This window comes from Enterococcus sp. DA9 (genome assembly GCF_008000875.1).
In the GTDB taxonomy this organism is placed as follows: Bacteria; Bacillota; Bacilli; order Lactobacillales; family Enterococcaceae; genus Enterococcus_B; species Enterococcus_B lactis.
Genome location: NZ_CP042840.1, coordinates 110,471 through 133,702, shown reverse-complemented (window position 1 = coordinate 133,702; position 23,232 = coordinate 110,471). Strand labels below are relative to the sequence as shown.

At 36.5% G+C, this 23,232-nt stretch carries 18 protein-coding genes and 3 pseudogenes; 7 read left to right on the top strand and 14 right to left on the bottom strand.

Annotation, left to right across the window (positions count from 1 at the left end; all coding sequences use genetic code 11):
* Positions 1-53: 53 nt before the first annotated feature.
* From FTX43_RS14605 to FTX43_RS14575, 5 genes and pseudogenes are all read right to left on the bottom strand, one after another.
* On the bottom strand, positions 54-608 hold the full coding sequence (locus FTX43_RS14605; RefSeq protein ID WP_002318477.1) for a tyrosine-type recombinase/integrase: 555 nt from the start codon (positions 606-608) through the stop codon (positions 54-56).
* A gap of 1,324 nt (positions 609-1,932) precedes the next feature.
* Positions 1,933-2,471: pseudogene (locus tag FTX43_RS14595) on the bottom strand (hypothetical protein).
* Between the two features lie 139 nt (positions 2,472-2,610).
* Positions 2,611-3,291, bottom strand: a complete 681-nt coding sequence (locus FTX43_RS14590; RefSeq protein WP_002319817.1) for an IS6-like element ISS1N family transposase — start codon at positions 3,289-3,291, stop codon at positions 2,611-2,613.
* A 321-nt stretch (positions 3,292-3,612) separates the two neighbouring features.
* A complete protein-coding gene (locus tag FTX43_RS14580) occupies positions 3,613-3,834 on the bottom strand; it encodes a hypothetical protein (protein ID WP_002311006.1) in 222 nt (73 codons plus the stop codon).
* 97 nt (positions 3,835-3,931) lie between these two features.
* Positions 3,932-4,177 carry a hypothetical protein gene (locus FTX43_RS14575; protein WP_008271463.1) on the bottom strand — a complete coding sequence of 82 codons (246 nt, stop codon included), beginning with the start codon at positions 4,175-4,177 and terminating at the stop codon, positions 3,932-3,934.
* A 239-nt stretch (positions 4,178-4,416) separates the two neighbouring features.
* On the opposite strand from FTX43_RS14575, the pseudogene FTX43_RS14570 reads away from it, so the two are divergent.
* Positions 4,417-5,031: pseudogene (locus FTX43_RS14570) on the top strand (recombinase family protein).
* Between the two features lie 369 nt (positions 5,032-5,400).
* On the opposite strand, the gene FTX43_RS14565 reads toward FTX43_RS14570, so the two are convergent.
* The 3 genes from FTX43_RS14565 to FTX43_RS14555 all read right to left on the bottom strand — a co-directional run bounded on the left by FTX43_RS14565 (position 5,401) and on the right by FTX43_RS14555 (position 7,173).
* Positions 5,401-6,402 carry a DUF4062 domain-containing protein gene (locus FTX43_RS14565; RefSeq protein WP_002344895.1) on the bottom strand — a complete coding sequence of 334 codons (1,002 nt, stop codon included), beginning with the start codon at positions 6,400-6,402 and terminating at the stop codon, positions 5,401-5,403.
* 158 nt (positions 6,403-6,560) lie between these two features.
* Positions 6,561-6,827 carry a helix-turn-helix domain-containing protein gene (locus tag FTX43_RS14560; protein WP_002344896.1) on the bottom strand — a complete coding sequence of 89 codons (267 nt, stop codon included), beginning with the start codon at positions 6,825-6,827 and terminating at the stop codon, positions 6,561-6,563.
* Positions 6,817-7,173 (bottom strand): type II toxin-antitoxin system RelE/ParE family toxin, encoded by a 357-nt coding sequence (locus FTX43_RS14555; RefSeq protein ID WP_002344897.1) that lies wholly within the window; start codon positions 7,171-7,173, stop codon positions 6,817-6,819. Before FTX43_RS14555 ends, FTX43_RS14560 begins: the two co-directional genes overlap by 11 nt.
* Positions 7,174-7,307: 134 nt before the next feature.
* On the opposite strand from FTX43_RS14555, the gene FTX43_RS14550 reads away from it, so the two are divergent.
* Entirely contained in the window at positions 7,308-7,988 is a 681-nt protein-coding gene (locus tag FTX43_RS14550) for an IS6-like element IS1216 family transposase (protein WP_069314855.1), read from the top strand.
* Positions 7,989-8,078: 90 nt separating this feature from the next.
* Here FTX43_RS14550 and FTX43_RS14545 read toward each other — a convergent pair whose 3' ends face one another.
* Genes FTX43_RS14545 through FTX43_RS14535 form a run of 3 tightly spaced genes read right to left on the bottom strand, consistent with a single transcriptional unit; the run spans position 8,079 to position 14,038 of the window.
* Entirely contained in the window at positions 8,079-11,228 is a 3,150-nt protein-coding gene (locus FTX43_RS14545) for a type I restriction endonuclease subunit R (protein ID WP_049142574.1), read from the bottom strand.
* A gap of 13 nt (positions 11,229-11,241) precedes the next feature.
* Complete coding sequence (locus FTX43_RS14540) at positions 11,242-12,453, bottom strand: restriction endonuclease subunit S (RefSeq protein WP_094889738.1); 1,212 nt, start codon at positions 12,451-12,453, stop codon at positions 11,242-11,244.
* Positions 12,443-14,038 (bottom strand): type I restriction-modification system subunit M, encoded by a 1,596-nt coding sequence (locus FTX43_RS14535; RefSeq protein ID WP_033918032.1) that lies wholly within the window; start codon positions 14,036-14,038, stop codon positions 12,443-12,445. Before FTX43_RS14535 ends, FTX43_RS14540 begins: the two co-directional genes overlap by 11 nt.
* 320 nt (positions 14,039-14,358) lie before the next feature.
* Between FTX43_RS14535 and FTX43_RS15015 the strand changes: the two genes are divergently transcribed.
* Positions 14,359-14,505, top strand: a complete 147-nt coding sequence (locus FTX43_RS15015) for a hypothetical protein (RefSeq protein ID WP_010731430.1) — start codon at positions 14,359-14,361, stop codon at positions 14,503-14,505.
* Between the two features lie 54 nt (positions 14,506-14,559).
* Positions 14,560-15,045 (top strand): annotated as a pseudogene (locus tag FTX43_RS14530) (ISL3 family transposase); the annotation flags it as partial.
* Positions 15,046-15,222: 177 nt separating this feature from the next.
* On the opposite strand, the gene FTX43_RS14525 reads toward FTX43_RS14530, so the two are convergent.
* Positions 15,223-15,825 carry a hypothetical protein gene (locus tag FTX43_RS14525; RefSeq protein WP_002405179.1) on the bottom strand — a complete coding sequence of 201 codons (603 nt, stop codon included), beginning with the start codon at positions 15,823-15,825 and terminating at the stop codon, positions 15,223-15,225.
* A 30-nt stretch (positions 15,826-15,855) separates the two neighbouring features.
* Positions 15,856-17,631 (bottom strand): DUF262 domain-containing protein, encoded by a 1,776-nt coding sequence (locus tag FTX43_RS14520; RefSeq protein ID WP_010731429.1) that lies wholly within the window; start codon positions 17,629-17,631, stop codon positions 15,856-15,858.
* Between the two features lie 215 nt (positions 17,632-17,846).
* Here FTX43_RS14520 and FTX43_RS14515 point away from each other — a divergent pair.
* The 3 genes from FTX43_RS14515 to FTX43_RS14505 all read left to right on the top strand — a co-directional run bounded on the left by FTX43_RS14515 (position 17,847) and on the right by FTX43_RS14505 (position 20,571).
* Positions 17,847-18,973 (top strand): IS3 family transposase gene (locus FTX43_RS14515; protein ID WP_094889737.1). Its coding sequence is split into 2 segments (ribosomal slippage): positions 17,847-18,075 and positions 18,075-18,973, totalling 1,128 coding nucleotides; the frame shifts between segments, so codons are not numbered across the junction.
* 492 nt (positions 18,974-19,465) lie between these two features.
* Entirely contained in the window at positions 19,466-20,146 is a 681-nt protein-coding gene (locus FTX43_RS14510) for an IS6-like element IS1216 family transposase (RefSeq protein ID WP_187160013.1), read from the top strand.
* Between the two features lie 41 nt (positions 20,147-20,187).
* Positions 20,188-20,571, top strand: coding sequence for a prealbumin-like fold domain-containing protein (locus FTX43_RS14505; protein ID WP_002334635.1), 384 nt, complete (start codon positions 20,188-20,190; stop codon positions 20,569-20,571).
* Between the two features lie 87 nt (positions 20,572-20,658).
* Here the strand turns inward: FTX43_RS14505 and FTX43_RS14500 are convergent, their stop codons facing one another.
* Positions 20,659-23,184, bottom strand: a complete 2,526-nt coding sequence (locus FTX43_RS14500) for a sigma 54-interacting transcriptional regulator (protein ID WP_016629115.1) — start codon at positions 23,182-23,184, stop codon at positions 20,659-20,661.
* Between the last annotated feature and the right edge of the window lie 48 nt (positions 23,185-23,232).

Below are 23,232 nucleotides of genomic sequence, written 5' to 3'. Positions count from 1 at the left end.
CAACTACAAATAGATTTCGTAGTTGGTTTTTTTTATCTCTAATCATGCAAAGATTAAATACCTAATTTAAATCCTTTTAAGGAAGCACCGATTTCATCTTCTGTAATTCCAATATATCTTTTAGTAATCGATTGAGAACTATGATTAAAAATAAACATTAAGGTAGCAATGTCTCTAGTTTTTTTGTAGTAGTGATACCCAAAAGTTTTTCTTAATGTATGTGTTCCTATATCATCTCTTCCTAATTTTTCCGCTATATCCGCATATATCTGATAGACACGATCCCTTGTTATATGTCGACCTTGTTGCCGACTTGGAAACAACCAATCATTTTCTTCTTTGCCTTCAGTATATAATAAAATCTCTTCTCTCAAATTATCTATGAAAATCGGTTTTCGCTTACCTGTTTTACGTTCAACAATAATAGGCTTACTTTTACCTCGTATATCTCCAACTTTTAATCCTATAATATCTGACATACGTAAACCATTATTGATTCCAAACAAAAATAAAAAACTATCTCTTTCCGGATTACTTGTTCTTCTTAGCCAAAACTGAAAATCTTGTATCTCTTCATTTGTCCTTAACGGTTGTACATTATAGCTCACTATTGTTTCCCTTCTTAAAAATATTCTGAGTTCATGATTATATATATACTTTACCATAATCATAAACTTATATACATACTCTGTTCAAAGTCAAGAAAATCAAGGGATTTAGTTTATGATTTTATATCATTTCAGTAACTCAGAATATTCCGACTTTTTTGTACAAAAAAATTAACCTTACTTATATGAAGATTCTAAGCTCTTATTTAAATTTTAGACGGGCAGTTATCCGTAGAAGTTCTTAGAATAGCTAATTTACATAATTAAATTATATGAAATTTAAGTTTGAACAATATACTAAGAACTCCCCTTACTATAAAGTGAAATAAATTAGCATATGAATAACCGTGCTACCAAGCTTTTCATTAATAAAATATTTTTATTAATATTTTATAACTTTACGCAAGATCATAATTTTGTCTGTGTAGATATTTCGTTATATCACTAAAGATAATAAGATTTAATGACCTCATTAATATTGTTTGCTAGGTCCAAACTCTTATTAAACTTTCTTTGCTATAAAACCCAAACATAGTAATAAAAGAGTAACTTATTACCTTTAAATTATACTACCAACAAATGGTAGTATATTATTAATTTATATAATATGAAACCTAAAATATAGTAGTATGTTAATTTATACTAAATTAAATAAAGTACTACCTTTAATAGGTAGTACTTTATTATCAAGCCATTATTCCTTCTTCTACTAGTTCTTTTTGTCACATAATTTTGCAATCAATAAATGTTGCGCAATAAGTATAAGAATTCCATTTTCTAAATTTGAAAGGTGATCCATAATTTCATGTTCAAGTAGTTTATTAATTGTCTACTTGTCGCTTCATCTAAAAATTTTATAGGTTTTAGGAATGCTATTCGCTTATTTTAGGAAGATTTTAACTGTTTGCTATAGATATATATCATACTAGTATCGTAATAAAAGTACTCTAAAAGAAGAATTTTCAAATACGCAAAATTAAGTACGAAAGAGTTGAAACAAATTTGGAGAAAAATGAGCATAGAATGTCTGATGAGTTAAATAGACCTAAAAATTATCTAAAAGTGGAGCAAAATTAGGAATTACAAACAAAACACTAAATTAGTTTATATAATTTTCCGTAATATTTAATATATATGAAAAGGAAAACGTAGAAAATTACGTCTACGTTTTCCTATTTAGTTCTATATTTTCATTAAATTTTATATTTGCTCTTTTCACTTTTCGGAATAAATTCACTGTGACTCTTGATACCTTCTTTTATATATTGCTAATGTATTTTCTCCATTGCTATGAAAATAGAATCAACATATTTATAATATCTATCTAATCTATTTTCATTTCACCGCAGCATCTTATTAAATAACGTGTAAATAAGAATATAAAAGTTATTGAACTAATTAATAAAGATAGAATCATCGTATTTGATACGTAGATGAAACCTCAACTATAGTTCTTTTCCCCGTACCTTTAATAGACACTAAACCATTGTCATTTTCTATAGTGCTCTTTTTCCCATTTACTTTCACAACTGTTCCCCAATAATTGAATACAGGTAATGTGATATTTTGCTCATCGGCATCTTCTACTGTATAGACTATTTTGGAATTATATGCTTTATGAGATGCATTCTCCCACCGATCACCAACTTTTACTTCATGTTTCTTTAAATGATCTTTATATTTCAATGCATCTAATGGTGCATAGTCATATAGGCCTCCAGTTCTTGAGGATGTATAACGTGTAACATCTTTTTTGGTCATAACTAAACGACCTTTATACGACTGAATTTTATGCGAATAATTTGCTTCTGTTGCTGCAGTCACAGTAAAAATAATAAGAACTATTCCTACAAGGCTCCACATACTTTTTTTGTTGCTTGTTTTCCACTTTAAAAACACTATGGTTAAGATTAATGAACCAAAAAGCACTTGAAAACCCAAGGTTCTCGGTTCTGTTGCGAAGTTTGAAAATCAAACGCGCCCTCTCTGAACTCCAAATATCTTAGGCTGTTATTCCCATTAATACCTTGATTTCAGTAGACACCGAAAAGCCGAAGAGCGTTCCATTTCTTCGGTTCTTTTTATATATTCCTCGAATGGTCTCCATGCCCTTAATCGTGGAAGAGGCTGTACGGAGACTTTGATAAAATTTATTTCGTCGTTTAATAGGTCGATGGTCTTGTTCTATTAAATTGTTAAGATACTTCACAGTTCGGTGCTCTGTCTTAGTATATAAACCCACACTCTGTAACTTTCTAAAGGCGGAGCCAAGAGAAGGTGCTTTATCGGTCACAATTGCTTTCGGCTCACCAAACTGTTTATGGAGTCGTTTTAAGAAAGCATAGGCTGCTTGCGTATCCCGTTTCTTTCGTAACCAGATATCTAAGGTTAAGCCGTCCGCATCAATTGCACGATAAAGATAATGCCAACGTCCCTTAATTTTGATATAGGTTTCGTCCATTTTCCATGAATAGAAGGATTGTCTATTTTTCTTCTTCCAAAGATAATAGAGGACTTTGCTGTACTCTTGTACCCAACGATAAATCGTAGTATGACAAACATTTATTCCACGATCATATAACAATTCCTGAACTTCACGATAGCTTAGATTGTAACGCAGGTAGTAACCAACAGCGACAATAATGACGTCTTTTTTGAATTGTTTGCCTTTAAAATGATTCATTACTCTGTCCTCTCTGTCTTTTTTCTCAATTTTACACTAAAATAGATTTTTTGGAAAACTTTGCAACAGAACCGTTTTTACTATATACTTCTTCCCAGAACTTGTCCGTCTCCTTCAAATTATCTCTACCTCTCGAGTTCATTGGGTGGTTTGCCCATTTATTAAACATGGAATCACCATTCTCATACTCATATATTTATGTCCCATTTCAATTATATTTATATATGCTTAAATAAATTTGTATCCTGAAATTTATTGTAATATGAAGCTGTATTTTACATATAGTAACCAAAGAGTTAATAAAATAAAAAGAGCGAACCATTATAGATCAGCTCTTTTTTCATTGCTGTTTTTAATCTTATCTAGAATCACTTCAAATGTTTCAAAGGTATTTACATCTAACTGACATAACCAAAGCAAGTACTTCTTTTCTTTGTAAGTCCAATCAATATTACGGTAAGAGGACATTAGATTATGGTACCTTGCTCTTTGTTCAACTGAAGCCAATTCCCAGCGTTTTTCAAATATTTTTTCTTCTTCCATTATTGATCCCTCGCAAGACGCTACCTCAAACTTAAATAATGGGCAGCGAAAGTCTAATTCCTTAGATCTAAGTATAGCAAACAAATATGAAAAAAACTTAGAAGGTAGTAAAAGTTCTTCCGTCTTTTGCTTTGCTTCTATTCTTAATGTGTTTCGTTATCGGTGCCCTACAAAGATTTTCATTAATTACACACTCATTTATTGTTGTGTATTTTCTGACATTTCTCTCTTGATCAATTATTTTAATTCCATGGGCATCCTGATAGTTCATAGGAGAGGAGCGGCTATCAGAAATAGTTGCACCTATCTCTTGAACTTCTTTTACAACTTCTGGAAAATCCATCCATCCTGCTTCAGCTGTCAAAAGTAATAATCTATAATATTTATCTTTCCTTTTCAATCTAAGAAATCGTCACCCCATTCTTTTTCTTCTATTATAAACTATTTAACTTTTAGAATTCAAAAACCGTTTGTCTATTTAGAGTTTACCCTAAATAGACAAAAATATAACATTGAAAAATTTAGAGTTCTAACGTATGATTAGGGTGTATTATAAACGTTATAGAAAAGTAGGGAATAAATTTGAAAATTGCTTATATTAGAGTTTCATCCATCGATCAAAATGAACAACGTCAAATTGAAGAAATGAAAAAGTTTGGCGCTGAAAAAATTTTTATCGAAAAACAATCTGGAGCGACGATTAGTCATCGGCCGATTTTCCAGGAAGCTTTAGATTTTGTCAGAGAGCAAGATATTTTTATTGTAGAAGCCATTGATCGACTTGGACGCAATTATGACGAGATTATCGATTCAGTGAATTATCTAAAGAAGAAGAATGTGCGACTTATTATCACCAGTTTACCGATCATGGCTGAAGCAATTGGAAATCCTCTCCTAGATAAATTCATCAAAGACTTAATCATTTAAATCTCAGCCATGATTGCTGAACAAGAACGTACTGAATCGAAACGACGCCAGGCACAAGGAATTAAAATCGCTAAAGCAAACGGCGTCTATAAAGGTCGTCCTAAGTTATACAGTGCAGACACCAAAGATCCTCAACGTCGCCTTGTCTATAGGAGTATCGTTCAGGATCTTGAGAATGGGGTTGCTATCTCAAAGATTGCAACAGACTACAATGTGACTAGGCAAACAATTTACCGAATAAAAAAAGAAATCGACCAACTAATTGTATGATTTCTTTTTTGAATCACGTAATTATTAATTAGCTTTGTCATCAATACAGACAATCATTTTAGATTCATCTAGCTAAGTTGATTACATTTATGTTAAAAAGAATTTAGTTAACATAAATATAATTGATGCATAAATCGTCCTTATTTAAAGGCATTTAACATTGACAACTTAGTATAATGTATCTTATGTAAACTAATAAGATTTGAATTTTATTTTATACACACTCGATAATAGATCAATTTTATGGTCCCCCGCATTTACGATTGCACAAGAGAAACATAAAGTCGACCTATTAGCATTTCTTTTCAATTCAAACATTAAAAAAGTTTATACCTCTGCTACTAAAAAATGAAATTATCTATTTAAAATTTAAAACGGTAAATCTGATTCATCCAAATTGGAAAATGGATCAGCCTGTATTGGAGCTTTGTATTTCTCCATAATAACAGATATCTTTTTTTCATTTTTTAAAAAATACCTTTTAAATTTCTTATAGTCCTCTGAAATCAAAATATAGCGTGATGGATACTCATCAAAAGAAGAATCGTATTCTTCCTTTAAAATTCCCGATTTACTTAATTTTTCTAGTACATCAAATACTCTATCACTCAAGTAACTCCTTAAATTGTTATCACTTTCCCATTGAACTACTTTTCTATAAGTTGAATTATCAGTTGAAAAGATAGAATTTTCATCCATAAACGCATATATTAGCAGCAATCTTTCATCATTGTCAAATTCTATTGGATCAAAAATATCTAAGTTGTCATCAAAATCTTTATCAGTTCCGGTAACTTTTTTGTTAATTACTGAAGGTGTCTTGTAAGAAATAGAATCTAAATCAAAGCGTTTTGATTCTAAATTATTTTGTGCTTTCTCAATTAAATAATTCACTTTTTTTGTGAGAAACCTTCTGATATTGTCTTTGCTATATGTTCCATAAAAACCCTTATCTTCTAAAGAGTCCCTGTACTTCTTAACTTCTATATACTCTTCAGCCAAAACTTGTGGAACTGGTTCATCTAAGAAAAAAACCCCTACCTCGCCTTTGCTATTTTTATAAAAGTAATCAATTTCTGCTATAGTTCCCGATCTATAATTATCAACTGGAGAACCCAACTTATGGCCAAAAATCGCTAATAATATATCACTATTTTCTACAATTTGTTTATTAATAACACTTTGCCCAGAGCTATTATTTATATAAGTAGGAATCGCATTCGTTTCCCATCGAATTGGCATCAAAATTACTTTTGTATTATCTGTATTTTCTATATTCCATCTATATATGGTTTCTTCTACTTCATTCCTCTTTGCTGCTATATCACCTGGTGATGCTATAAATACTTTTATTAGATTTATGGTTTTCATTTATTGTACCTTTCTCTTTATGTCTCTTTAAAGTAATTTTTGTATAAAATTTATTGACTTTTACACTATAGGACAACTTTTATCTATTTAGTACAAAAAGGCCCACTAAACTAATTGATTAGTTAGGAGCCTATTACAGGTATATTTTCAACTCGCTTTTAAGCAAATTCTACTACCAGCTTTTTGCCTAATGCCCTAGCGATATCATCAAGTTTATCGAAAGATACGTTATCCCCTCTCTCAATTCGAGCAATAGTAGATTGAGTTGTATGTGCTTTTTGTGCAAGCTCCGCTTGAGTTAGGCCTGCTTCCTCCCGTGCATGATAAAGAGCAACCGCAGTTTCGAGTTTTCTTCCTTCACGGTCATATGCTTCTGCAAAATCTTTGTCTTTTTGCTTTTCTTCAATCAATTTTTTAATCATCATTTGTGAACCACTCCTCTCTAAGTTCTTTTGCATGTTTAAGTTCACTTATTGGTGTTTTCTCCGTTTTTTTAGTAAATCCATGGGTAATGACATACCTTCCATTGACCACATGGAAATAGATAGCTCTTTGGATGTTTGATCCTACCTTACTTCTTAATTCGTACAAATTAGTGTCTAATTTTTTCACCCATTTCAACCGTTGAGCTACTAGCATCCCATTCTTTTCTGTTTCTTCTATTGTACGTAAAAGCTTCGCACTATCTTTTTTTGGTAATGTTTCCAACCATTCTAAAAATTCATCATGACCATTAGGTCTTTTAAATGTTTCAAAAGATATTTTTTCCATACCCAATTATATCATATATTGATTTTATATTATAGTATATAACATAAAAATTCGAATTATGGTTCTGTTGCAAAGTTTTAAATCTACTATCAAATAAGGTAGAATAATAGAAAAAGATAGCAGGAGGAATGACGATGAATCATTTTAAAGGAAAGCAATTTCAGCAGGATGTGATTATTGTAGCCGTGGGCTACTATCTTCGTTATAACCTTAGCTATCGTGAAGTTCGAGAAATCTTATATGATCGTGGCATTAACGTTTCTCATACGACGATTTATCGTTGGGTGCAAGAATATGGCAAACTACTCTATCAAATTTGGAAAAAGAAAAATAAAAAATCCTTTTATTCATGGAAAATGGATGAAACGTACATCAAAATTAAAGGAAAATGGCATTATTTGTATCGAGCCATCAATGCAGATGGTTTAACCTTGGATATTTGGTTACGTAAAAAACGGGACACACAAGCAGCCTATGCTTTTCTTAAGCGGTTAGTGAAGCAGTTTGATGAACCGAAGGTTGTAGTCACAGATAAAGCCCCCTCTATTACAAGTGCCTTTAAGAAACTAAAAGAATACGGCTTTTATCAAGGGACAGAACATCGTACCATTAAATACCTGAATAATTTGATTGAACAAGACCATCGTCCAGTAAAGAGACGCAATAAATTCTATCGAAGTTTACGCACTGCCTCTACCACGATTAAAGGCATGGAAGCCATCCGAGGATTATATAAGAAAACCCGAAAAGAAGGCACTCTCTTCGGGTTTTCGGTCTATACTGAAATCAAGGTATTATTGGGAATCCCAGCTTAAATCATAGATACCGTAAGGGATTTTATTCTTTATTTAAAACTTTGCAACAGAACCAACATGTTTATCATACAATTTCTTCAATTTTCTCGTTTACCTCAATTCATTCTCAAGTGGAATCAACTCATCATCTAACATTTTACGCCAGGCTCGCTTCATTTCTTGTGGGTATTTAAATGGCTTGGCTTCTGGATGTTTGGCTTTATATCCTTCGTAATCCTTACTGTTGATAATTGCTTTCATATTAGGAATTGGATCTTCACCTGGCATATATTGCAGATTAGAAGCATGTAATTCTTTCTCAGAAACAAACCACTCATTGGAAAAGGCATGAATCAAATCATCACTTGCTTGTGTAAAATAGCGACGTTTAATGACAAAGATATCTTCATTACTATCTAAAGTCCCCATATCAAATGCATTTAAGATTTGTCGGTAAACTTCTTTGACTCCTTCTGTTTTATTCAATTTAGCCAAAGCTTTTTCAATTTCTTCTCGTGCATCTGAACTATTCGCAGCATAAGTTCCTAGTAATTGATCAATATAAGTAGAATCAATATCATACAACTTAGTGGTATTTTCACTATAAAATTCGATCGTTGAAAAATCTTCTCCCTCTTTTTCTGGTTCTTCCTCCATCAATGAACCCTTCACGGTCTCGTACACGCCAATTTGTTCTTCCAAAAGTTGAATTTGATTGTTCAAAGTTGAAGATTGCACCATGTCATCATTGTAATCATCATAAGTCACTAACGATTCATACGCACGATTCAATTCTTGAAATGCTTTGACGTACTCGATACGGATTTCAAGTGGCGTATGTTCATCAATGGATTCCATGGATGAAACCTCTTTTAACTTACCATATGCTTGCTTGAATCTTTTTTTGGATTCTTGGTAACTTGGATAAATCAAACCCGATTCTTCTTTAGCTTCTGAATACAGTTTTGTCGCATCCTCGACATTCTTCTCCATTGTCGCTGGCTTTCGGAAAGTAACAATTAGTCCTTTTGTTTTTTCAGGATACGTACGGTTCGTACGTGAAAAGGCTTGGATCAATCCTGCATACTCTAGATTACGATCCACAAATAGGGTTTGAATCGTAGGGGCGTCAAAACCTGTCAATAGACGATCCACTACGATTACTAAATCGATTTGTTTCCCAAATTGTTTGAATTCCGCTCTTTTTCGTGCCAAACGATTATTGATGTCTCCGTTATAACGCTCAATGTCTGCTAGTGACCAGGCAGTATCATAATACTGATTATATTCCTCAATAATTTTTTGCATTTCTTCTTGTTGGGCACTTGAATCTCGGCTATTTTCTTCTAATGAATAGGTAATAGCGATTCGTGGGAAATCAGGATCCTCCATCGTTCGTCCTTCACGGATAGGCTGATTGGGAAACTCTTTTATTAACCAATCAGATTCTTTCGTCATCTCTTTGATGGCCCGATAATACTTTTTGGCCATATCAATGGAACTCGTGGTTAAGATTGCAGATTTCGTTGGACGGCCATTTCGAAAATCAAATTTTGTATAGGCATTGTCTGGACGGAACATTTTATGAATGACTTTTTGGATATGTTCCTCTGCTTCAAAAACAGTAGGGTCCAAATAACTTTCTTTTTTGACAGACTCCATTTGATCGATCATACGATTGATCTGTTCCGGTGAATACTCTGCATATGTTTCTACTTCTTTTAATTTCCGATAGATTTTATTCTCTAATGAAGTCGGCTCCACGGTGTTTTCATGCTCTACTTGAAATCCTAAAACCGAGCCATCTTCTAATGCATTCTTGATGGTATAGGTGTGCAAGACCTCTCCATACTGATCATGGGTCGTACGTGCCAATTGCCCTTTGGCTTGTTTCCGATTCTCAGGGAAAATCGGTGTACCTGTAAAGCCAAACCAAGTGGATTTCGGAAACATTTTTTTGATTTCTTCCATATTTTCAGCACTTAACGCTCGATGACACTCATCAACTACAAACACGATATGTTGCCCCATTAATTTTTGGAAGCGATTGGTTCCTTTTTTCTCTTCCTGTTTCTTTGCATATTTCAACGCCGCATCTAGTTTTTGACGGGTTGTAATGATCACAACATTCGCATTGGCATCTGCCAACAGAGTTTCACTTAACTCTTTGGCACTTCCTGTTCCCACGATCAAGCTATTCGCTTTGGCATTACCAGAAGAAACCCCAGTATTAAACTCCGAAGCAAATTTCGTAAACTCTGTGGTGGTCTGATTATCTAAATCTTTGCGGTCCACTAACATGATCGTTCGATCGATCCCCGATTTTCGTGCTAAAAGCTTAGTAGATACAAAACTAGTCAACGTCTTTCCTGAACCAGTCGCATGCCACACATACCCTGATTGATGTTTATTTGCGGCAATAAACAAGGCTTGAATCGCATGCACTTGATAAGGATGTAACACCATGAGGGTTTTATTGTCTTGATCTTCACTGACAATCGTATAATCCGCAATCAAGCGATGGGCATCTGGGATATTTAGCACTTGTTTGCAAAACTCATATAAGTTTTCTACCTTTTTATTATCTTTCGTTCGCCAACTAAATAAAAACTTAGGATGCAAATCCTTCGGTAAGGCATTTGCAAAATACCGAGTCGTTTGTTCATTGGAAACCACAAACAACTGTAAGGTCGAAAAGATATTGTTCCGAAACATGCCTTCTTCAGCATATTTTTTGATTTGATTAAACGCCTGATAAAAACCATCTTTTGCGGTTACTTGTTTCAACTCGATTTGGATAATCGGTAAGCCATTGATCAATAAGGTGACGTCAAAACGTCGATCCCGCGCTTCTATGTTACTTCCACGTTTTGCAATTTGATGGACCACTTCATAAGTAGAGATTCCTCCACCAATGTCTTGATTGGAATAAAGGATAAGTGAGACAGAACCCAATTGCGGATTTTCCCGTTCAATCGTGATCCGAGCCATCCCATTTTCACCTTTTAACCATTTCGCAGCATCAAATGGGGTTTTCGTCCGTAGCAATAATTCGGTTTTGATCGTTTCAAACTCTTTATCGGTCAAAGGAGAATCATTCAGTTCTGCTTGATTATTTGAGATGATTTTTTGACGTAAATTGACCCAAAGATCTTCTTCTGATTTTAGATCCGGACGATACGTCCACTGATTATGTCCTTCCCCGAGGACACGAATCAACTGTTCTTCGACTTCCGCTTCCTCACGGTGACTAATTTTCATTCTTCTTCCCTCCCTAAACAAACATCTTTTGCAAGAAGCCTTTTTTCGTTTCCTTCAGCAAATCTAACTTACGTTGATGAAGAGCGATCGTATCATCTAGCTGCTTGAAGAAGGCACCAATTTTTTGTTGTTCATTTATATCCGGTGGAAACTGAAATGTCCTTTGTTCTATACCACCTTTAGTCACATGTACCATTGTCGTTCCGTTAGTTGATTCTTTAATTTTCTCTTTATCAGTCAATAGCCAAGTATATAGATACTGTTTGTCCAATTCCTTAGATAAAAATTTAAGTTTCCAAATATGATAATGGTAGATTACACGTTCTTCATTCCACATTTCAGGACCGAAGCTTGTTGCCCATAAATATAAGAGATCTCCTTTATTAGCATACTTGTCTTCCTCTAATTCTAAGTTTGAATAATACCATCTATCATTAGTATTAAAATTACCTACTCTTAAAACCCTATATTTTCCAGAATCAAGTAATTCTTGTTGTTTAAAAGCTCTACCATTCAAAAAAACTACCACTTCCCCCAACTTCCGCTCTTCCCAATCTCCCGTAAATCCTGGAAAACGAACTTCTGGCACTTTTGCTCCGTTTTTAGGGAACATTTTTTGTAAGAATCCTTTTTTCGTTTCCTTCAGCAAATCTAACTTACGTTGATGAAGAGTGATAGTGTCATCAATTTTTTTAAAAAAACATCCAATTGCGTTTTGTTCCTCATAGTTTGGAATCATAATTTTAAAATTGGAATACTCTTCAGCATTAACTCCTGGTTGACCGGAACGTTGCGAAGTAATCTTAATAAACCGGTTATAGCTATCAGTAAAAGTTGTTTGAAATACGAATTCTGAGCTAATTTTAGATTTTATTCTGGCTCTAATGAGGAATCCTGCATAGTAAACTAGTCCATCACTTTCTCTATACATATATGTTTTCCCAACACTTGCTCCAGTTCTCGCAAAAAGGATATCACCTTTTTTAAGTTTGTAATTATCAGCACTTGCAAAATCAATATCTGGGGAAGTTACTCCACTTTGATTAAACTTGTGACTGATATCATCAATATCAGTAATACGAATATACTTATTACTTCCATCAAATTTTTTAGCAGATGCATTTAGTCCATACTCAAAACTTTCAGCTAATTCCCCCAACTTACGCTGTTCCCAATCTTCCATAAATCCAGGAAACCGAATTTCTGGTTGTGTATTATTGCTCATGTTTGAACACCTCCAACGCGCCTTGTAACCACGCTTCATTTTCAGGTGTTGTTTGCAGGGAAGAGATAGCTTCTAAAAGTTCTTTTTCTAGCACATGCTGTTCTTGTCGTATCTTCTTGATGTCATTTCCGACATGAACCATATCAATTGGTTCTTCTTCTTCAAACGTATCTACATAGCGTGGGATATTTAAGTTATAGTCATTTTCTTTGATTTCATCAAAGGTTGCCAAATGAGCGTATTTCTCAACATCTTTTCTTTCAGCGTAGGTTTCGAGGATTTTTTGAATGTTTTCTTCCGATAATTTATTCTGATTTTTCCCTTTGACAAATTCACGACTAGCATCAATGAATAATACATCTCGAGTTTGACGATTCTTCTTCAATACAATCACCGTCGTTGGAATCGATGTACCAAAGAACAAGTTCGCAGGCATACCGATCACAGCATAAATACTGCCGTCTTCTAGTAATTTTTGACGAATGCCCCCTTCTGCAGCACCACGGAATAAAACTCCATGTGGCAAGACGATAGCCATAGTCCCTGTTTCCTTCAAATGATAGAAACCATGAAGAAGAAACGCAAAATCTGCTTTGGATTTTGGCGCTAATTTCCCGTAGCGATTAAACCGAGAATCATCTAAGAAGGTCGTATCTGCTGACCAATTAGCCGAATAAGGTGGGTTCATCACTACTGCATCAAATGTGTAAGGCTCATCTGTTGGCCAGTCCTTATTCAACGTATCCCCATTGCGGAGATTCATTTCTTCGGCGTCGACACCATGTAAAATCAAGTTCATTTTTGCTAGATTGTATGTCGTTGTATTTAATTCTTGCCCATGATATTTAACGTTATCTGGGTGAGTTAAGTAGTTACGTACGTTTAACATCAATGAACCTGAACCCATCGTTGGATCAAAAACACTAAAGAATCGTCGTTCTTTTTGATCCAGTGTCACGATTTGTGCCATCATATCAGAAACCATATGAGGCGTATAAAATTCTCCGGCTTTCTTCCCTGCTTCTGAAGCAAATTGACTGATCAAAAATTCATACGCATCCCCGATCACGTCCCCATCGTGACCTAAAACTTCCACGTCATTCAATTTCTTAATGACTTCGGTAATCGTCACGTTTCGTTGTTGCTCATCTGTTCCTAGTTTTTTTGATTGGAGATCCACATCATCAAATAACCCATTAAATTGATTGTAGGTAGATGCCAATTGCACAAAGGCTTTATTTAAATCATTCAATTGAAACGTTGCTTGTTTTGCTTGATCCGCTAAGACGTTGAAAAGATACTCTGGTGCAATTGCATATCCCAAAATATCAACGATTGTGGCAATCAGATCTTCTTTTGATTCTTCATCTGAAAGTAATTCACGATACAACATTGTTTGTTTGCTTACCGTATCATATTCCTCTAAGGATTCATCTGCTAAAAGAACCACTTGTTCCAACAAACGATCGGATAAATATTTATAGAAAATCAACCCCAACAAATAATTTTTATATTCTGACGCATCCATTTTGCTACGGAGATTATCTGCCGCACTAAATAATTTTTGATTTAATTCTGCACCCAAAAAGATACACTCCTATCTCTTATTTAAATTGCTATATACCCTCTTATTTTAGCATACTCCCTTTTAGAAAAAGAAAAAAACTTATTCTTGCTAATAAACCACGTGAGAGGAAACTAACGTTGCTTGACATAACTTAAACTAGATCGTTAATTTATTTATATTTCTACATAGTTATCTTTAGAACCATTTAGATACATATGAAACAATTACATATGATTTTTTCCATCGTCGATTGTAAAATTAAGCTAGACAAATAAATAAGCCATTCGTGGTACACTCAAAATGTAATTCCGCCAAAGAATACATAGGAGTGATCACGAATGACCTACACCCATCTTAACACGGATGAACGAGTGATGATAGAGGCTGTGGATTACCAATATACAAAAATTGCCCCTATTGCATCGTCACTGAAGCGTGGACGTTCACCCATTTACAATATCATCTACTTTTTGAAACCGAAGTAACCTACTCTTCATTACTACAAGTAATGCAAAGCTACCAGAAAATGCTGCGAGGGAAAGAAAAACAATCCTAAAGCAATGAAAGATTATCGTAAATTAAAAAAATACTGGCGAACGATCTTGAAGAAAGAAACAAAAATCAACTATACTTCTCTTCGACAATTTCCGCTTTTCCAACGGAAATACGTGACCGAATCAGACGTCCTAGACTATCTGCTCTCAATCGATAAGCACTTACGTGAAAGTTATGAAGTCTATCAGGAATTGTTGGCTGCTTTGGAAACAAAAGATTTTACTGCCTTCTTCGAGTTGATCGACACATTACCAGTATCATTGGATAAAGGATTTAAAAAAGCGATTCTTTCGTTAAACAAATATAAAAAAGGCATCATCAATGCTTTGAAATATCCCTATTCTAATGGCAAATTGGAAGGGAAAAACAATTTAATCAAGGTCATTAAACGCATCGCGTTTGGCTTTCGGACGTTTCGACATCTGCGTATGCGAGTCTTGATCCAACAAAATCTCTGTGAGATTATTTAATAACAAAAAAAAGAGGAAACGCCGAAACGTTTCCTCAAGGTGATTTAATTAAAACAACACCATTTGACAATGAGCCAAAAGGAATCATACCTGCAAGGTTTGGGCTTGCTAGGTTGATTCCTTTTATTCACGCTTACTTGTGAATAACGAAGTTTGGTTCGAAAATCGCACACCACTCTATCTTCGTGACTCTCTTTCCTTCACGATAAGCGATACGGCTAGTCGATGATAGTTCGAATAATTGTCTGCTGTAACCTCACTACCTTTGATTTCAACAATAAGCTGACCCAGCTCCTCCTTCGTACCGGCACTAACTTGCGAAAGAACATTTTCAATGTTCAGCACTAACTTTTCCAAAGCTTTCTTAGTGGACTCGTAATTCAGAGCATCCTTTTTAGCTTTTTCAGCCGCAATTTTATTTCTCTCATCATCTTGTTTTTTCTTTTCAAGATTTCCCTGAGCCTTCAGTAGTATTTCATAGTTCACATTATTGGAAGCCAAATCCTGTACAAATTTATCTATGAGTGATTTTGTTATCTTCTGCCTTTGATAATAGTCCCTTACCAGACTTGTAACATCAACCCAATTACCATCATCAACTTCTAATTCAATCTTGGTTTTTTTGTAGGCAATCCAGTTCCCACTGCCTCCACCCCAATCTTTAATTTGATAGCCTTTTTTCTTGTAGGCAATCCAATTCTGCTTCCCCTGAAATGTGATACTCTCAGATCTAGTATATCTGACACCTACTGCTTTGTATTCAAACTCGTTATCTGCCAAATGCCTGTCTCCTTATAAAATACTTTGATATCACTCGAACAAGAAGTCAGAAATTCTATGTGCAGCTTTCTCAGTGGCAATCTTGATATCGTCTTTCACCCACGTATCTTTATGGTAACCAACTAAAGCTTGCGCTATTTTGTATTGGCTACCAATGAAACCGTGGTGGCTTGTGATAGTATTTTCCTTTTTAGTTCTAAACCAAGCATCACCAATACCACGATTGATTTCTGATTCAAGTAGTATCTTATTTCCAAGTTTCTCAGCATATTCATGGAATTCTTCTGGTTCAGTGAAACCTGCATCTGCCATGATATTTTCTCTATTCAGACCACTTTGTGGCATCACGTGTTCAATATCAACGTTACCGTAAATATTAAACTCTTGATCATGTTGCTTACAATATACATATTCATTCAAGAAAATAATAGAATTTGGTACGCCACTTTCCATAAGAGTCTGAAGGATGTCTTCCTTATTAAAGGCCGTAGAAATGTGTTTCTTTATTTCTTCAATTAGTTCTTCATCACTAACTATATCAACCTGACTGTACTTCAAGTTGATGCGTTCCAAAAATCCTTTGAAATTACGGTTTGCGTAGGCAAAATCGGTTAACTCAAGAATTGCTCCAAGTCGTAATAAGTAAGTCAGGTACTCTTGATTCATCGGTCTAAAATATAAATAGCTTGAAACAAATGGTTTGAGGTTACTGTTAAACTGATTCAGAATCTTTCCTAACTCAGTTCTTTCAAAATCACCTAAGTTATCCAAAATTGTATTCAACGAATTTGTAAATTCCACATCATGCTTCAATAATTCTTTATTCTTAGCAAAGAATGCACGAATCCCAGGATTCCTTGTGATAGCCCCATGTTGTTGCGATAATTGGACGAAAATATAATGCGTCATCAATAAATTCAAATTCAGTGAGGAGTGATCCGTTTTATTTACTATCGCTTGCCAATTGGATTCAAAAGTTTTTCTCTCAGCTGCGTTGGCAGTTGCTTTGGAAACGATTACCTCAATTGGTGTTAGTGGAACACCAGTGCCATTCAATGAGTTAAAGATGTTTATTGCTTGATCGGTATTGAAGCTCGTGATGGTGATAACCTGACAATATTTGATAAAATGCTCTGCAAACTCAGCAACTTGAAAATTCGTTAGCTCATCACAATATTTCCAGAAGTATCGAAAATTCTTATAGAAGTTAGTAAAACGATTGTCTTTTTGACGTCTGTATATTTGCGTAACTGAACCAGCGATATCTTCAAAGCTCTCACCAATTAGAATCTTCTCCATATCGGCTGCATACAACTCAGAAATAGATTCATTCAGGTACTTAATATCAGTAGGCTGCAATTTATAATCGCCTTTTCGATAATAAAAAGAGTTGTCCTCATTTAAGTTATACAGCATCGAAATAATGCTACTCTTGAGTCTGTTCAGCTTTTCGATCAATTTAGCGTTTTCCAACGTTTCATCCGATAGTTTAGCTGACTCCTTATTTATCTTGAGTAAGAGAGCTTTAAGTAAAAGCATGAAGGTGGATGTGCGTTGTTGACCATCAATAAGGGTTACTTCGTGATCCTCTCCAGATTCTTGAGCAATCAAGATAGCACCAAAAAAATAATTATCTTGGCTCTCTTGGTCGAAATTTTCTTGATGGGTCTCGATATCTTCTATGAGCTGCTCACATTGGGCAACTTGCCAAGCATATGGACGCTGGTAACTTGGAATATAAAATTCTTTACGATTAAAATATTGCTCAATCGTTTGTAAGTCGGGTTGGATATCATTTCTTATCATCAGCGTAACTCCCCTTTCAAAGTTGTCAGATATATTATAACATAAGAACGTTTTCTTTCGTTGATAACTTAATAAGGTCTCAGAGGTTAACTGAGACCTTATCATGGATGTGTTGAAATCAACCTTTAAACACTACTGGTGTTAGTATCAAATCTTAGACAGCTTTTCGTAGAGACAAGAATAAATTAAACTTATCTACGAGAGGATGAATTTTTATGACCCGATATAAAGAAAATTTTAAACAGATGATTGTTGAACTGAATCAAACTGGACGTTCTGTTCGAGGGTTGGCGAAAGAATATGGCTTATCTGAAGCAACGATTTACAAATGGAAGAATTTATATTTACCTAATCAGTCCACAGGACTGACTGGAAAAGAAGTGGCTGAACTGAGAAAAGAAAATGCTCGTTTGAAAGAGGAACTTGAAATCTTAAAAAAAGCCGTAGCCATATTCTCTCGAAAAACCTAAATTCGCTTGTTCAATTTATTGAAAAGTGGTGTAAGGATTACACTGTTTCTTTGTTGTGTCGGTTATTAGAAATCCCTAGAAGTGTCTATTATTTTTATAAGAACAAACCATTGACAGTTACAGAAATCAGAAATAATACGTTGAAAAAGAAGATTTCAACTATTTTTTTTACGAATAAACAACGCTATGGCGCCACAAAGATCCATCAAGTTTTATTAAAAGAAGGTATTTCAGTGTCTCTTAAACATGTCCAAAAGCTAATGAAACAATTAAATTTAAGGTCGATTGTAGTTAAAAAATATAGACCTCAAAGATCTAATAGACCGATTATTTCAAAAGAGAACCTCTTAAATCAGGACTTTTCTACTAAGACTATCTGTGAGAAATGGGCAGCTGACATTACTTACATTCCTACTAAGAAAAATGGTTGGTGTTACTTATCTTCAATCATGGATTTACACACGAAAAAGATTATTAGCTATACATTTTCAAAACGAATGACTGTGGATTGTGTCATTCAAACGCTGAACAAAGCAAAAATGCATTATGACATTCCAGAAGGAATGATTCTACACACTGACTTGGGTAGCCAATACACAGCCAGAGAAGTGGAACAATGGCTTGAAACCAACAAAATAAGGCATTCTTATAGTAGAAAGGGAATACCTTATGATAATGCTGGAATCGAATCTTTCCATGCTTCATTGAAAAAGGAAGAAGTCTACACGACTAGCTACTCAGATTTTGAAGAATCAAATCGAGCACTATTTAGCTACATTGAAGGGTTTTATAACCGAAATCGAATCCATAGCTCGATTCACTATCTAACCCCACAGGAGTTTGAAGAGTTGGCAAAAGCAAAAATGACGTAACAGTCTCTACTAAAATATGTCCAAGATATTGACTCAAATCCACATTTTACGAGCTTTATCTAAATGATCAATAGGACTTATCTTATTTATTCCCTAGTCCATATTGTTTTTCATATGATATTCTAGATAGTCTAAATTATTAGTATAGTGAAGTTTATTCTCTTCTTTACTTCTATTTACCGCCTCACCTATTGTATTAATAAATCTCGATCTTGGTTAACAAGACCATTTTTTAAAACCAAATATATATCCTGATTTCAATCACTGACAACACATAGATTCTTCTTCTCTAACGAATCTATTATAAATTGAGATAGTTCATAATCGCTAGATATTAATTTATCCACTGTCAAATTTGCTGGATTAGATACTAGTATTATAAATGTATTTTAAAGAAAACAAGTGTCTTCTTCATAACGGTTCTGTTGCAAAGTTTTAAATCTACTATCAAATAAGGTAGAATAATAGAAAAAGATAGCAGGAGGAATGACGATGAATCATTTTAAAGGAAAGCAATTTCAGCAGGATGTGATTATTGTAGCCGTGGGCTACTATCTTCGTTATAACCTTAGCTATCGTGAAGTTCAAGAAATCTTATATGATCGTGGCATTAACGTTTCTCATACGACGATTTATCGTTGGGTGCAAGAATATGGCAAACTACTCTATCAAATTTGGAAAAAGAAAAATAAAAAATCCTTTTATTCATGGAAAATGGATGAAACGTACATCAAAATTAAAGGAAAATGGCATTATTTGTATCGAGCCATCGATGCAGATGGTTTAACCTTGGATATTTGGTTACGTAAAAAACGGGACACACAAGCAGCCTATGCTTTTCTTAAGCGGTTAGTGAAGCAGTTTGATGAACCGAAGGTTGTAGTCACAGATAAAGCCCCCTCTATTACAAGTGCCTTTAAGAAACTAAAAGAATACGGCTTTTATCAAGGGACAGAACATCGTACCATTAAATACCTGAATAATTTGATTGAACAAGACCATCGTCCAGTAAAGAGACGCAATAAATTCTATCTAAGTTTACGCACTGCCTCTACCACGATTAAAGGCATGGAAGCCATCCGAGGATTATATAAGAAAACCCGAAAAGAAGGCACTCTCTTCGGGTTTTCGGTCTGTACTGAAATCAAGGTATTATTGGGAATCCCAGCTTAAATCATAGATACCGTAAGGGATTTTATTCTTTATTTAAAACTTTGCAACAGAACCATATCAGTAATGAAGATGGCGGCGAGATTGCGTTTGAAGGATTAGAAGATGGCGACTACCTGTTGATGGAAACGAAAGCATTACCAGGGTATCAGCTGCCGTCGGGGTATTGGATCATTTCTGTCAATAATTCAGAGGAACTGCCGGTGGATAAAATCGCTATCCAAGGGTATGGCACCCACGCCCCACCGGCCTTTTACAGAGATAGCAGAAGTGCCCTGCATCTACCGAACTTTAACCAGTATACGCTGCCGGCTGCCGGTGGCAAAGGCATGATCGCCAGTATCATCTTAGGGATCATGGTGATGGGTTGCGGCGTACTCTACTACCTGCATCCGAAGACGAGAAGAAAAAGCTCACAAAGTAACTAGTAGAAAGAGACCGCCACGGTCAACTGTCGATGAAGACAGGAGTCGTGGCGGTCTTTTATAGCGTTCAAAAGGAGTTGCTTAGGTCAACTACCCACCCAAAATCTCATACAACACATACAGCTCCCAATCAGAAATCGTGATCCGGTAAAACTGCTCCAGATTATACAAAATCGTTTTGATATTCGCTTCGAAAGGTTTGTCGTTGAGCTTAAGGCTGCTGAGTTCTTCCGGTAGCGGGTAATCGGCACCGCCGAGAATAGTACGTTCCACCATCAAGGCCAGGTGCATCGTCAAGTTGAATTTCATCTTGGCATTCAGCTGCAGACCGAAGCGGCGTTCACACTTGTCGGTGGTGTCTTCCACCTGACGAATGATCACGTCAGGGTTGAGAAATTCCAGTTTCTCCGAAAGGCCTTCTTTGGAGAAGAAGTGGATGAATTCATTCAGCATCGGTTTGACGTTGTTGGGATGGATCAAGTGATGGAAGGACTGCTCCAATTGTTGTTCAGCATTGTCATCCAGCACGTCCAACAGATTCAATGTTGGTACAGCGACGTCGGTATCCAAGTAGGAAGTGGTCAGGATCAAGGAAGTCTCCTTCAAGTATTCCGTTTCGTCGGCGGCGCGGTCGATGGCGGCGCTGAGTTCGTTGTAATTCAGAATGATCAGCTTGATATCCGGCTTCACGTATTGTTGGCAGATGCCCCGCAGTTTCTTGGAAACGTCCCGGCCGGAAATGCTGGAGATGATGATGTTTTTCTCCACGGAGAAGCCTTCAAAATATTGGACGTTGGTGACGAAGTTTTCTTCCGCTGCCTTGGCGATGGTGTGGAAACGGCTGCCGTTCAACAGCTGTTGGCCGATCTCCAAAGCGAAGGAGGTGGTGAGGTTGTTGATTACCAAAAGTTCTCCCATAATCTGGGGCTTCAAGCTCTTGTAAAGCTGGGTCAGAGAGCCCATATCCACCAGCATGATCACGCCGTCACCGGTCTCCCGTTCCGAGAGCCAGTTCTTCACCTGAGCCACGATATCATGGACCGAGGAGGTGAGGGGCATATTGATGGCGTCGAAAAGGTACTCGCCGCACATTTTGTTGGCGACCCCTTGGATACTGGAGGCGGTGCGCTCCCCGTGAGCCACCAAGAGGGCGTGATAGCGGATCTCTTCATTGACAGAACCTATGAGTAGGATCGCCAACAAGCATTTGGCTGCCGGAATCAGCTCCAAAGGCAGTTCTTTGGTCAATAATTGAGCCAAGTGATAGGTTCGGGGCTGTTCCTTCAATAAGCGATACTGAAGGTTTTCCCAGAGGGTCATCGGCAGTTGATTCTTGGTAAAGTCCAAGAAACAGCTGACGGTGGCGGTGGCTTCCTCCGTCAAGGGCAGATCCCCTAGTACGCGTCGATTTTGCTCTTGGATGCTAGCGGTCACTCGTTCCCCCAAGGCCGTGGTGCAGACACTGCCTGCTTCATGGCGTAAGTGATGATGAAGGCTCGCCAGCTCCTCTTGAATCTGGAGCAGCGTTTGGTCGCTAGCTAACAGTTGTTGAAGCTGGACTTGTTGGGTTTGCAGGTCATCAGGAGCAAAGGCCTCGTTGATCTGGTCGAAATGCAGCTCCAAGGAGGGGCGTTCGTTGCCTAAAATGAGCGCAATGGTCTCCGCTGTCGGATTCTTTTGTAAAGCGCCGGCACAATACATGCGGATCTCGTTAGCCAGACTGCCGACATTGCCGGGATAGGCCCGCTCGCTAAGGTAGTCCAATAATTCCTGACTGATGGCCAAGTCCCGCTTGATCCGTTTGGCTTCTTGCAGGAAAAGATACTTGATCAGCTCAAAGCGCTCATAGATCGGTCGTTCATGGAAAGAAGGCAGATCTATGATCACAGAGATTCGGCGATAAAAGGTGGGCAGCAGAACTTCCTCCGGTGTTTCGGTGGTGGCGAATAAAAGGCGGACTTGGGAATGTTGGAGTTTCTCGTCTTCACCGATAGGACGGAAATTGCCGCTATCCATAAATTGGAAAAGTTTTTCTTGGTTTTCCTTTGATAGGCGGTGGACTTCATCTAAGAAGAGGACGCCTTGATCCGCTTGCGCCAGCAGACCTTTCCGCTCGCCTTCAGCGCCGGTAAAGGCCCCTTTGGTGTGACCAAAAAGAATCGACGACAGCAGCTCCGGGTTGTTGGCATAATCGGCACAGTTGAAGACGAAAAATTTCTCTGCTCCTTTGGCGTTGTTTTGTTTCAAGTAGTCATAGATCAGCTTGGCTAAGAAGCTCTTGCCCACGCCGCTGGGGCCATGGATCAGTAAAGGCAGACCTAACGGCGGATACATCACAGCGGCGATACATTTTTTGATGGCTTCCCGGGCGCTGCCTTGACTGCCGATAAAGGCTTTGAAGACGTCATCAGTAGTCTCGGAGGCAGCGCTGGCGGGCAACCAATAGACGGGCTTCGTGCCGGTCTGTTTGACAGTGCCCTCTTGTAAGAGCTCGTTTAAGTAGAGACTGGTGGCGGAGCGGCTTAAGTCGATCTGTTGGGCGACTTCAGCGGTGGTCAGTCCGGTTTCGTTATTGGATAAAACAGCTAATAATTGCTGGCGAGTTTCTATTTTCATATTGCTCACTCCCTTATGGTTTTCTCCCTACTCTAAACATACCGTAAA